This window comes from Carboxylicivirga mesophila (assembly GCF_018271975.1).
Taxonomy (GTDB): domain Bacteria; phylum Bacteroidota; class Bacteroidia; order Bacteroidales; family Marinilabiliaceae; genus Carboxylicivirga; species Carboxylicivirga mesophila.
Genome location: NZ_JAGUCN010000004.1, coordinates 155,208 through 167,703, shown reverse-complemented (window position 1 = coordinate 167,703; position 12,496 = coordinate 155,208). Strand labels below are relative to the sequence as shown.

12 protein-coding genes are annotated in these 12,496 nt (G+C 40.7%); 4 read left to right on the top strand and 8 right to left on the bottom strand.

Annotation, left to right across the window (positions count from 1 at the left end; all coding sequences use genetic code 11):
- Window positions 1-12 precede the first annotated feature (12 nt).
- A complete protein-coding gene (locus KEM09_RS05430) occupies window positions 13-888 on the top strand; it encodes an NADPH-dependent 7-cyano-7-deazaguanine reductase QueF (protein WP_212226509.1) in 876 nt (291 codons plus the stop codon).
- A 37-nt stretch (window positions 889-925) separates the two neighbouring features.
- Here the strand turns inward: KEM09_RS05430 and KEM09_RS05425 are convergent, their stop codons facing one another.
- Both KEM09_RS05425 and KEM09_RS05420 read right to left on the bottom strand, forming a co-directional pair.
- Window positions 926-1,357 carry an OsmC family protein gene (locus tag KEM09_RS05425; protein ID WP_212226507.1) on the bottom strand — a complete coding sequence of 144 codons (432 nt, stop codon included), beginning with the start codon at window positions 1,355-1,357 and terminating at the stop codon, window positions 926-928.
- Between the two features lie 83 nt (window positions 1,358-1,440).
- A complete protein-coding gene (locus tag KEM09_RS05420) occupies window positions 1,441-1,944 on the bottom strand; it encodes a metallophosphoesterase family protein (RefSeq protein WP_212226505.1) in 504 nt (167 codons plus the stop codon).
- Window positions 1,945-2,020: 76 nt separating this feature from the next.
- Here KEM09_RS05420 and ppk1 point away from each other — a divergent pair, with 76 nt between their 5' ends.
- Genes ppk1 through KEM09_RS05405 form a run of 3 tightly spaced genes read left to right on the top strand, consistent with a single transcriptional unit; the run spans window position 2,021 to window position 5,497 of the window.
- The gene (gene ppk1, locus KEM09_RS05415) at window positions 2,021-4,114 is read left to right on the top strand and encodes a polyphosphate kinase 1 (protein WP_212226503.1); all 2,094 of its coding nucleotides are present in this window, start codon (window positions 2,021-2,023) and stop codon (window positions 4,112-4,114) included.
- A 10-nt stretch (window positions 4,115-4,124) separates the two neighbouring features.
- Window positions 4,125-4,628, top strand: a complete 504-nt coding sequence (locus KEM09_RS05410; RefSeq protein ID WP_212226501.1) for a SixA phosphatase family protein — start codon at window positions 4,125-4,127, stop codon at window positions 4,626-4,628.
- Window positions 4,625-5,497 carry an SPL family radical SAM protein gene (locus KEM09_RS05405; protein WP_212226499.1) on the top strand — a complete coding sequence of 291 codons (873 nt, stop codon included), beginning with the start codon at window positions 4,625-4,627 and terminating at the stop codon, window positions 5,495-5,497. The genes KEM09_RS05410 and KEM09_RS05405 overlap by 4 nt, the downstream gene beginning before the upstream one ends.
- 54 nt (window positions 5,498-5,551) lie before the next feature.
- Here KEM09_RS05405 and KEM09_RS05400 read toward each other — a convergent pair whose 3' ends face one another.
- From KEM09_RS05400 to lpxB, 6 genes are all read right to left on the bottom strand, one after another.
- Window positions 5,552-5,992, bottom strand: a complete 441-nt coding sequence (locus KEM09_RS05400; RefSeq protein ID WP_244824854.1) for an alanyl-tRNA editing protein — start codon at window positions 5,990-5,992, stop codon at window positions 5,552-5,554.
- A gap of 8 nt (window positions 5,993-6,000) precedes the next feature.
- Window positions 6,001-7,203, bottom strand: a complete 1,203-nt coding sequence (gene mnmA, locus KEM09_RS05395; protein WP_212226496.1) for a tRNA 2-thiouridine(34) synthase MnmA — start codon at window positions 7,201-7,203, stop codon at window positions 6,001-6,003.
- 162 nt (window positions 7,204-7,365) lie between these two features.
- On the bottom strand, window positions 7,366-8,493 hold the full coding sequence (dnaN, locus tag KEM09_RS05390; protein WP_212226494.1) for a DNA polymerase III subunit beta: 1,128 nt from the start codon (window positions 8,491-8,493) through the stop codon (window positions 7,366-7,368).
- A 211-nt stretch (window positions 8,494-8,704) separates the two neighbouring features.
- On the bottom strand, window positions 8,705-10,399 hold the full coding sequence (gene gldG, locus KEM09_RS05385) for a gliding motility-associated ABC transporter substrate-binding protein GldG (protein ID WP_244824852.1): 1,695 nt from the start codon (window positions 10,397-10,399) through the stop codon (window positions 8,705-8,707).
- A gap of 9 nt (window positions 10,400-10,408) precedes the next feature.
- Window positions 10,409-11,140 (bottom strand): gliding motility-associated ABC transporter permease subunit GldF, encoded by a 732-nt coding sequence (gene gldF, locus KEM09_RS21920; protein WP_244824851.1) that lies wholly within the window; start codon window positions 11,138-11,140, stop codon window positions 10,409-10,411.
- A gap of 12 nt (window positions 11,141-11,152) precedes the next feature.
- Entirely contained in the window at window positions 11,153-12,301 is a 1,149-nt protein-coding gene (lpxB, locus tag KEM09_RS05380; protein WP_212226492.1) for a lipid-A-disaccharide synthase, read from the bottom strand.
- Window positions 12,302-12,496 lie beyond the last annotated feature (195 nt).

The window sequence follows — 12,496 nt, the reverse complement described above, 5'->3', positions numbered from 1 at the left end:
AATTAACAAGCAATGATTAGCAGTGAAGGAAAATTTCTTGGCAAACAGGTAGATTATCCACAAAACTATGCGCCCGAAATGCTGGTAGCTGTACCACGACATTTCAATCGCACACAATATAATTTACATGAGGATAGTTTACCATTTATTGGTGTTGATGTATGGCACGCCTACGAACTAAGCTTTCTGACAAATAACGGACTGCCCGTAACGGGCCTGCTTAAGGTGGTTTATTCTGCCACAAGTAAAAACATCGTCGAAAGTAAATCCTTTAAACTTTACCTCAACTCCTTTAATATGCACCGCTTTGGCAACACCATGCAGGAGGGATTGAAAGAAGTATTATCATTAATTAAAAAAGACTTAAGCCATCTTATGGATACTGATATTTCGCTTCACTTTTTTCGACAGGATTGCGCTAAGACGGCTTATGATTTCGCTGATTATCGAGTACTGGAAAATATGGTTAATGCCGATATAATCAAATTTGAGCATTACAACGAAAATCCAGACTTGCTAAAAACATCGGGTATTGCAGGAGAACTAAACGTAGCCTCTCACCTGTTACGAAGCAATTGTAAGATAACCAATCAACCCGATTGGGGCACTGCGTATATTCATATTAAGGGACAAGAGCTACCAACTGGCGAAAGTCTCTTACAGTATATTGTTTCAATTAGGAATGAGAATCATTTCCATGAAGAAATCTGTGAGATGCTTTACAAGCGTCTGTGGGATATTTTTAAACCCGACGAACTGGCTGTCAGCTGCATTTACACACGACGGGGTGGTATTGACATCTGCCCAATACGCGTTAGCCATGAGCACCTATTACCCAGGTACCTGTCTGATACTTCTGTTTTAAGCCATAAACTGCTGAGACAATAAAAACTTTGCCCTGCCAATACCAGCAGGGCAAAATTTCTTAACCAACCAGTTCTGTCTTTAAACTGGTCGTATAAATTGTATTATCAGCAATTGGGCAACGCTTTTCAATATCACACAGATAAAGCTCTTTCTCAGCTGCTGTCATATCCGCATCAATTTCTACCTTGGTCCGTATTTCAACAAATCCGGCTCTCCCCTCCTGGGTTTTTCCCAGTAAATAATCTTTATCAATATCACCCTCAAGCTTAACAGATATACTACGAACCGGTAATCGCTTTTGATTGGCAATAATGCGCCCTATGGCACAAATACATGCAGGAATGGAAGACAGGTATATTTCCATCGGATTGGGTCCTTCATCCGTGCCGGCAGGTTTAGGTTGATCAATAATAAAATTGTGTGAACACTCAATTTCGGTGCGAAAGCCTTCTTGCATTTTTGCACCCACTTTTAAGGTTGATATAGCCATGATATAAAAGTTTAATTGTTAGCAGGCGCAAAAGTAAGATTTATTTCAAACATATGTTCATTACCATTCTTCTTTCGTACATGTTATTTAACAGCTTTAGGCCCTAACTCAATCACTTCCATATCTTTGATTGCTGCCCCATCAATGGCAAACCGCAATGCTGTTCTCACACTGTGAAATCCAGAAATGCCACATGCACCAGGGTTTAGATGCAGTAGTTCAAGCTTTTTATCGTAAATCACCTTCAGAATATGTGAATGCCCTGAAATAAATAACTTCGGTGGATGCGCATAAATTTGACCTTTAATCAGGCTATCGTATTTGCCAGGATAGCCACCAATATGAGTCATCCAAACATCAACCTCCTCACACATGAACCGCTCATGAGCTTTTAACTCCTGCCGTAAATCTGTTCCGTCGATATTGCCATAAACAGCACGTACAGGCTTCAACTGCCGCAATTGATCAAGTACACGAATATCACCGATATCACCAGCGTGCCAAATCTCATCAACATCTTTAAATAACTCCTTAAATCGTTCATCCAGATACGAATGTGTATCCGATAATAAGCCTATCCTGGTCATACCCCTTCGAAATATTATAATTCATTGCCAAATCTACCCTATTTTTAATATTTTTAAGCTTATAAGATGCTATACTATGCCAATCGAACAACAATTTTTTAACCGCGATATCAGCTGGCTTTCTTTTAATCATCGAGTACTTGAAGAAGCAAAAGATACCAGTCTGCCTCTATTCGAAAGGTTAAAATTTCTGGCCATCTACTCCAACAACCTTGATGAATTTTACAAGGTAAGAGTGGCCGAATATCGCAACGCCACTTTGCACCCAGAGAGTTATCCGGACATCCCTCATGCAAAAGTGACACTTGAAAAGATCAATACCATTGTTGGTCGGCATTGGATTGAATACAGCAAAATATTCAAAGGCCAAATACTTCCGTTAATGGAAGAAAATGGCATCACGCTGCACCTGGACGGTTACTCAAACAAAACCGAGCATATGCAGTTTATAGACAACTTCTTTAACACAGAGCTCATCCCATATTGTCAGCCGGTTTTGCTTAATAAAGGCACCAAAAGTTTTATGCGCGACAACCGCTTATATCTCGCAGTAAAACTCTACCGTAAACACAAAAACAGGGATAAAAAGAATAAAAAGAGAAGAGCTCGTTATGCATTAATCAAAGTTCCAACTAACGATCACCCACGCTTTATAAAGCTGCCACAAGTAGATAAGCAACACCATTACATGTTTCTTGATGATGCGCTTCGCTACGGTTTACCCGAACTATTTCCGGGCTACGATGTAGTAGGCAGCTGGGGTGTAAAAATAACCCGCAATGCCGATTTAGGTATTGAAGATGAATTTTGGGGCGACCTGGTGGAGAAAATCAGAAAAAATCTGGCGCTTAGAAAAACCGGCACACCAGCCGGCTTATATCACGACAGAGCGATACCTTCCGATGTGCTTAACTTCCTGATGGATTCGTTTGACATTAAACCCATTGAGCTGGTTGAAACAGGCAGCTACCAAAATCTGCATGATTTCTTTTCGTTCCCTAATCCTTTCTCGCCAAAGCTGGAATGGCAGGCTCCCAAACCAATAAAACCATTTGAGTTGGAAGAGGCCGGCTCAATGTTTGAAGCCATTAAGCGTAAAGAGCGGGTACTACATTACCCCTATCACTCTTTCGACTATGTTATCCAATTTTTACGGGAAGCTGCCACAGACGAGAAAGTAGATGAAATAAAGGTTACCCAATACCGCGTAGCCAGTAACTCAGAGGTAGTTGGCGCCTTGATATTTGCAGCTCACAACAAAAAGAAAGTGACTGTTTTTGTTGAAGTTAAAGCGCGCTTCGATGAAGAAAACAACCTGTATTTTGCCAGGCAAATGGAGAAGGCTGGCATCAAAATTATCTACAGCATACCCGGACTGAAAGTGCATGCAAAGATGGCATTGGCCATCAGAAGAGCCAATGGCGAACGCAAGCGCTCATTTGCCTACCTCAGTACTGGCAACTTCAATGAAAAGACGGCACGGCTATATGCTGATCATGGTTTCTTTACCTGTAATGATGCTTACCTCGATGATATGGAAGGTCTGTTCAAGTACCTTGAGGACCAAAGCACTAAACCTAAGCTAAATAAACTGCTGATTACACAGATTAATTTACGCAAGCAAATTATGAAGCGCATCAACAGAGAAATTGAGCTGTCTAAAAATGGCAAGCAGGGATATATACTCCTTAAGATGAATGGTATTCAGAATAAAAATCTAATCAGCAAACTTTATGAAGCCAGCCAGGCTGGTGTAAAAATAGACCTGATAGTAAGGGGTATATGCTGCCTGGTGCCTAATCAGCCATACAGTGAAAACATAAGAGTATTGCGATTAGTAGATAGCTTCCTGGAACACGCTCGTATATGGGTATTTGGTAATAATAACAACACAGAAATGTTTCTATCATCGGCCGACTGGCTGAACCGAAACATCAATCGCCGGATTGAAACAGCCTTTCCCATTGAACAACCAGAACTAAAAGCTGAGATTCTGACAATGCTGGAGATGCAACTGGCAGATAATGTGAAAGCCAGAAACATTGACGAGTACCTTAATAATGTGCGGATAGAAAGCAACTCAAAACCGTTAAAGGCTCAGCAGGCATTCTACCAATACTTGCTTCAGCTCGATACGATTGTGCGCGAAGATTCTAAAAAGCAAAAATAATACCCAGGCAATGAAAACACTCATACTTACAAGACATGCTAAAACAGAGCAGCTGGGTTACATGAGCTCCAAGTCTGACTTTGAAAGAGAATTAAAGCCACGCGGCTATAACGATTCCAAGCTTATTGCCAATGAACTTCTGCAGCGAAACATCATTCCGGACTTACTCATAACCAGTAAAGCGCAAAGAGCCGAACAAACAGCAGCCATTTTTGCAGATACATTCAACATGGATAAATCCTTAATGGTACATGAGCAGTTTTTGTATGATTGTTACACTACTTCTGAGTTAATCACCTACCTTGGACAGTATAACCATACTTGTAACACAATTATGCTGGTTGGGCACAACCCGGAAATTGCCATGACAGCCATAACGCTCACCGACAGCGACTACCTTCACTTTCCTACAACAGGCACAATTGCTATTACATTTAACGTTAATAACTGGGAAGATATTAATGCCCGAGAAGGAAAAATCGACTGGTTTGTAAGTCCTAAGATGCTGAAGTGACCAGATTAATTAATGCCAAAACTATATTGACCGGATCGGCTGCAAAAGTAGATCCCTGGTTTGGTACATCATACACCATTAACTTATATCGCGGCTGCAGTCATGGATGCATCTATTGCGATTCGCGCAGCAAATGCTACCAGATCGATGACTTGGATAACATCCAGGTAAAGCAGAACGCCATCGAATTGCTAAATAAAGAACTGCGGTCTAAGAAAAAACGCGGCACTATTGGCTTTGGCTCAATGAACGACTGCTATATGCCAATAGAAAAGGAACTCAATTTAACCCGTCAGGCACTTGATCTTGACGTTTATTATCGTTTTCCTGTACACATCATCACGAAAGGCACTTTAGTTCTTCGGGACATTGATTTGCTTAAGGCCATTGCAAAAGTATATGCAGCAGTTTCCATTACAATCACAACAGCTAACGATGCCCTTGCCAGAACCATTGAACCTAATGCCCCACTGCCCTCTGAACGTTTCGAAACTATCAAAACACTGTCTGATGCCGGAATCTATTGCGGCATCACCCTGATGCCCGTATTGCCTTTTACAACAGACTCATTTGAAAATACAGAACAATTGATAACTCAAGCCAGTCAGGCAGGTGCTCAATACATTATCGGCGGCTTTGGCATGACATTAAGAGAAGGGAATCGGGAGTATTATTACCAACAGCTCGACAAACATTTTCCGGGTTTAAAAGACCGGTATATGAAGCAATTTGGTGATAGACATAATTGTTTTACTGAACAAACCAACAAAGCTTATAATCACTTTAAATTGGCATGTAACGAAAAACATATGGCTACAAAAATGCAGTTTTACCAACCGCCACAATCCATGCAGGGCACATTGTTCTAAAGCCACGGTACTTCTTAAATAAAAATGCCGCTCATCACTGAACGGCATTGTATCTTATTGTGGTCTTTTTAGCTTAAACCTTATCCTGAGAACCCCATTATCATAGGATGCTGTTCCCAGCACAAACTCTCCAACCTCTTTGGTATTTTTCACATGCTCACCAATACACGGACATGCATCATAATCACCCACCCGCACAATTCGTATCTCTTCTCCGGTTGCATCAGGTAACTTATCCAAATCAAACTGAGAAGCTGCATCTTCCCGTCTTACTATCTGCTCTGTTACATCCAGGTGCTGCATTAGTATCTCGTTAACTTTTCCTACTATCACCTGTTCCTCTTCACTGGTCAACGGCCGGTTGAAATGATAATCACATTTTGACTTCTTTCGCTCCAGATGGTTAGAAAAAGATCGATTACACTCAAATAGCTGAACCATCGTTTGATTGAGCACATGCTCAGCTGTATGCATCTCAGGATTATAACTTTTCATAGTACATATTAAGAAATTACACCTGAACCTATCAACTCATCTTCATCATACCATGAGGCAAACTGTCCGGCTGTTATGCCTCTTTGAGCTTCGTCGAATACCAGAAACATGCCGTTCTCCCGGCAATGCAAAATCCCTTTTTGCAAAGGCTGACGATAACGAATACGCAGGTTCAGCCGTCGGGATTCCCCAACATTCATAGCCAGATCCTCACGCACCCAATGTATTTCATCTGGCATTATCCGCAAGACCTTACGAAACAGACCTGGGTGTTCTTTACCCATTCCGGCATACACCTGATTATACTCTACATTCGTTCCAATAATAAATAACGGTTCAGGAAAGCCACCAATATTCAGGCCTTTACGTTGACCAATGGTATAAAAATGTGCACCATTATGATCCCCAATCTTTTTGCCATATTTCGGATGAAAAGCATAGGGTTTTGACAGTTCTTCCAATACCTCATCCTCTGGATTTTCAAGCTCAGCTTTACTCCAGTCCCTAACAAAAAGCTCACTGTCTTTATCAACTATAAATACTCGGCCTTTTTTAGGCTCAAGTTTCTGTTGCAAAAAAACAGGTAAATCCACTTTACCAACAAAGCAAATACCCTGAGAATCCTTCTTATGCGCTGTTATTAGATTCAGTTCATTGGCAATACGCCTTACTTCGGGTTTAACAATATCACCTATAGGAAATAAGGCTTTAGCCAGCTGAGCCTGACTTAACTGACATAGAAAATAGCTCTGGTCTTTATTATCATCGCTACCGGCCAGCAGGCGATGTACTTCTTTGCCGTCAACCATAACGGTTTCTTTACGACAGTAATGCCCTGTTGCCACATAATCAGCTCCCAGCTCCAATGCCTTATCCATAAAAACGTCAAACTTAATTTCGCGATTACAAAGCACATCTGGATTTGGTGTACGCCCCTTTTCATATTCAGCAAACATATAATCAACCACCCTTTGACGATAAAAGTCACTCAAGTCAACCGTATGAAACGGAATACCCAACTTCATAGCTACCGCCTTAGCATCAAACTGATCGTCTAACCAGGGACAATCGGCTTTCAGCACACCAGTTGTATCGTGCCAGTTTTTCATAAACAAGCCTATCACTTCATACCCCTGCTCTTTGAGCACGTATGCTGCAACACTTGAATCAACTCCTCCCGACAGGCCTATCACAACTTTCTTTTTCTGCATCTATTATTCTCCTTTCTTGCCAATTAGCGCACAAAAATACTATTTTTTTATTGTCTATTGAGAAATATGAATTTCAAACTCATCACCAGCATCAGCTGGTTGTATACAAAAAGCCACTGCATGCTAACATACAGTGGCTCTTATATGTAGTACAAACAAATATTATACGTTGATCATCATTGGCATCAGCAACATCAATTCGTCCTCATTTTCACCATTTTCAAATGGCAATAGAATACCAGCTCTTGATGGATCGGATAACTCAAGAATAACATCAGTTGAATTAAGATTTCCAAGGATATCGGCTAAGAAACCAGATTTAAAACCAATTTCCATTTCATCACCCTCATACTGGCAGTTCAAACGCTCATGCGCCGAGATGCTAAAATCAATATCCTGAGCTGAAACAACCATTTCACCAGAAGTTAGCTTCAACTTAACCAGATTACTGGCCTGGTTTGAGAAAATAGACACTCGACCGAGTGTATTATGAAACTCATTACGATCAATTATCACTTTATACGGATTATCCTGAGGAATCACGGCATTGTAGCTTGGATAGTTACCTTCCACCAAACGACAAACCAACTTGTAGTTTGGCAAGGTGAAAAAGGCATTTTTATCATCAAATTCAATAACCACCTCACCACTTTCCTTTGGCAATACATTTTTTAGTAAGCCTGCAGGTTTTTTAGGTAAAATAAAAGATGCTGAATAATCGGTTTTAGCATCTAAACGGCGATAACGAACTAATTTATGAGAATCTGAAGCAACAAATGTAACATTCTCTGGCGATAACTCTACCAAAATACCATTCATCACCGGACGTAATTCATCGTCGGCTGTAGCAAACAATGTTTTATTGATTCCTGACTCCAACAGATCGATGGCCACCTGTAAATTTGAACTTTTATCAGCATCCAATTGCGGTAACTCAGGGAAATCAGCCCCATCTTGTCCAACAATGCTAAACTTACCTTTCTCGGTAATAATATTAACACCAAATGTATCCATGCTAATATCAAAATTTAAAGGCTGTTCAGGGAATTTCTTCAATGTTTCCAATAAAATGCGAGATGGCAATGCAATAATACCTTCCCCGTCAGAATTATCTAACTCCAACGAAGTCACCATTGTCACTTCAAGGTCAGATGCTGTTAAAACAAGCTTATTGTCTTTCAGGTCGAATAAAAAGTTATCGAGGATTGGTAACGTACTCTTATTACTAATCACACGACTAATAGCTTGCAGATGCGATAGTAATTCTGTACTGGAAACAACAAATTTCATATGATTATTCTGTTATTAGTTTTTATCAAATATATCAAAAAAACAGATAATTACACGATTTCATCTGTTCTTTTAAATGAATGAATTCGTAAGTTGCAAGATACTAAAAAACACTACTGCTCAAAAGGATGAATTCACTAACTTTTCATGAGTTATTAACACCCCGTTTTAACTAAAAGCAATAACAATTTTGAGCACCTGACATTTGTAATTATCGGCCAAACCGACGAAAGCGCCAGTAAGTAAACATAGCACTGCCGAATATCACCAATATTACAGGAAAGGCAACATTCAACCACTTCCACCAGCCAGTACCTCCAGATAGTTTTTGTTTGTCTAACAAACGAAGGGTTAAGTGGCGTCCTCTCAACTGCATCCAGCCATCATCATCACAAAGATAATTAACTGCATTAACAATAAAGTCCTTATTGCCATATTGCTGCCCGGAACCTTCATCAAAACCCAATGGTAGTATTTGCGGATTAGAGTCTTTAAACCTTACTTCGTTTCGAATAATATCCCCATCGGCTACCACCATCAACCTGGTGAATTTACTTTCTGAAACAAAGCTTTTTGACTGATCCAAGTCCTGCGGTGCCTGTCGATTAACAAATACTGAAGGAAAGATGCCTTCCTGAATAAGGGCAACAGTTTGGTGCGGAGACTGAAATTCCTGCTGCTTTGGCTGTTTATTAACATCAGCCATAGATATAAAGACCGGTGTCTTACTGACCTTTGTAAATTGCGAAGAACGCAGCAACACCTGCCTGCTAATTTGCAAGTCTGCACCAACTGTATCGATGGTTCCAACAAAACTACCTCTAACAAGATTAATATTACGGGTTACCGGATGATTTTGTGCGGACGACAGAAGCGGACTATACAACCAGGGAACCGGCACTAATTGAGGCTGTCCCTGCGGCCTCGCATTCATAAGGATCCGACCGGCCTGCACATCTTCAATCACCACCGGATTTACTCTTACACCATATTTAAACAACTGGTCATCAAGATTGACATCATTATACAAGCCTATTGTTTGTGGTGTTCGGCGCAGGCTATCCAATGTTACATTAACCGCATCAATAAAAATTAATAGTCGCCCCCCATTCATCAGGTACTGATCAAGCACATATTTATCTTTCTCAGAAAATGGTTTGGAGGGCTTAGCAATAATTACCACCTCATAAGGTTCCAACACCGATGCATCACCTCCAATCCGTCCTCTATCCACCTGATAATAGGCTGATAGTGCATCCGTCGCCTCTATAACATCCAACTCATCAAGCTCACCATGCCCTTCCAAAAAAGCAATTTTAGGCTGCTCCTCACTGGCCAATCGTTTAAATGCCTCAGCCAACTTATACTCCAGGCTCTCTATTGATATATTCAGATTTTCAGCTCCGCTGCGTGAGGGCAAATTCTCCAGCAGGTCGATTCCAACTATGCGATCTTTATAGTAAACAAGCGCATATGGAAAAACATAGGATTGAATTTGCCGACCATCTTCACCTGATTCAAACACGCTTTGTGGTTCAAAACCATATTCAGCCAATTCCGCAATAAGCGCTTTCTTTTCTTTGCTATTACGGTCATCAGGATTTATAAATTCATACTGCATATTACGGCCTGCTTCTGCCTTAAGTTCTTCCAGCATCTCACGTGAAGCATTTGACAGTTGCCTGAAGCCACTATTCAGTTGACCCTCCAGATATACCTTTACATACAAATCAGAATCCAGTTCTTGCATGAACCGACGCGTAGTTTCTGTTAAGGTGTAACGTTTCTCCGAAGTCAGATCAATGCGAAAAAACAGCTGCTTGCTTATCCAGGCCACTGCCATTAATCCGAATAATACAACAACTAATTGAACCAGTTTATTTGAACGATTGATACTCTTACTCATAACAGATAACTAGCGCTTAGAACGCATTAACGATAGTTTAGTAACATATAAAAAGAAGAATACCAGAGATACCAGGTGAACAATATCTCTGGAGTCGATAACCCCACGACTGAGAGAGCGATAATGGCTATCAATTCCTAAATAACTAATAGTATCACGATATACTGCAAGACCAGGCATCGCGGCCAGCGAATCAAACCCGGAATAAAACATAAAAGATAGCAACACCGACAATACAAACGCCACAATCTGATTATCAGTTAATGAGGACGCAAATACACCGATAGCCACATAAACAGCAGCCAGAAACACCAGACCAATGTATGATCCCCACGTGCCGCCCATATCCATATTACCTACCGGATGTCCTAACTGCTGAACGCTGTAAACATAAATCAATGTCGGTAAAAGACTAATAAGAACAACCGCTAAACCCGCCAGAAACTTACCAAACACAATTTGCATCTCCGATATTGGCCTCGTCAGCAATACATCTAATGTTCCCATCTTTTTTTCATCGGCGAACAAGCGCATACAAACTGCAGGAACTAAAAAAAGGTAAACCCATGGTGCTAAATAAAAAAGTGACTCCATGGTAGCATACCCACCATAAATAATATTTAAATCATTAGGTATAACCCATAGGAATAAACCGGTTACCAATAAAAAGACAGACAATACCAGCGCTCCGGTTATAGAACTAAAAAATGTGACTAACTCTTTTTTAAACAGTGCAAACATCTAAATTGCTTTTTATCGGGCGTGCTTCTTATCTTTTTTAAGTGCTTCAAGCATTAGACCAGCCGTACGTGCGCTAGAGCCAGGGCCACCCATTCGACGATCTAACTCCTCATAATCGGCCAGCATCTCATTTCTTCGCCGGCTATCCTGCAACAGCAATCCAAGCTCTTGTTCGAGCTTACTCAATGAGAAATCTTTTTGAAACAATTCCAAAACGGCTTCCTTATCTAAAATCAGGTTAACCAGTGATATATAAGGCACTTTAATCAGGATTTTCTTGGCAACAAAATCGGTAAAGCCACCGCCCCACATTTTATAACAAACCACCTGCGGACAATTCAACAAAGCTGTTTCGAGCGTTGCAGTTCCGGATGTCACCAATGCCGCCCGGGCCTGCTGAAGTAGCTGGTATGTTTGTCCAGATACAACTGCCACATCTTTGTCTTTAATAAATGGCTGATACTCTTCAACGGCGAATGATGGTGCACCAGCAATAACAAACTGAAATTCCGGAAACTTATCCACCATCTCCAACATATCGGGCAAATTATAGCTTATCTCGCCTTTACGGCTACCAGCCAGCAGTGCCACTTTAGGTCGGTTATCCAATTGGTTTCTTGCCACAAAATCTTCAAAAGATTCATCTTTGTTGTCGCGATTATCTATAGCATCCAGCACCGGATTTCCACTATATTGTACTTCTACCCCATGCTCCTCAAAAAACTTTGTTTCGAAAGGAAGGATGGTGAACATGCGATCAACTGTGGCTTTAATCTTTTTAACACGCTTTTGGTTCCAGGCCCATATCTTGGGTGATATATAATAATATACCAAAACATTGTGCTTATGGGCAAATTTAGCCATACGCAAATTAAACCCTGCATAATCAACCAATAACAACACATCAGGCTGGTAATCCAAGATATCTTCCTGACAGAGCTTGAAGTTCTTTTTAATGGAATTTAAATTGGTTAATACATCCCAAAGTCCCATTACAGCTGTGTCTTTATAATGACGCACCAGCGTTCCGCCCTGTTCTTTCATTAAATCACCACCCCAATAACGAAAGTCAGCCTGAGCATCCTGCTCTTTAAAAGCTTTCATTAAGTTAGAGGCATGCAGGTCGCCGGAAGCCTCGCCGGCAATGATATAATAGCGCATATTACCTGTTGTTTTCTATAATAAAAATCTGAATGCAATAACCACAATTGCATATATAATGGTAGATGTAACAATACCACGAGCAGCCAGAAGACGCTCTTTATTAACTGCAATTAAAAAGACAACAAGATTAGGAAGCACACTTATACTCAACAACTTCCCGACACTCCCCATCCTTACCATTTGATTAAGAAA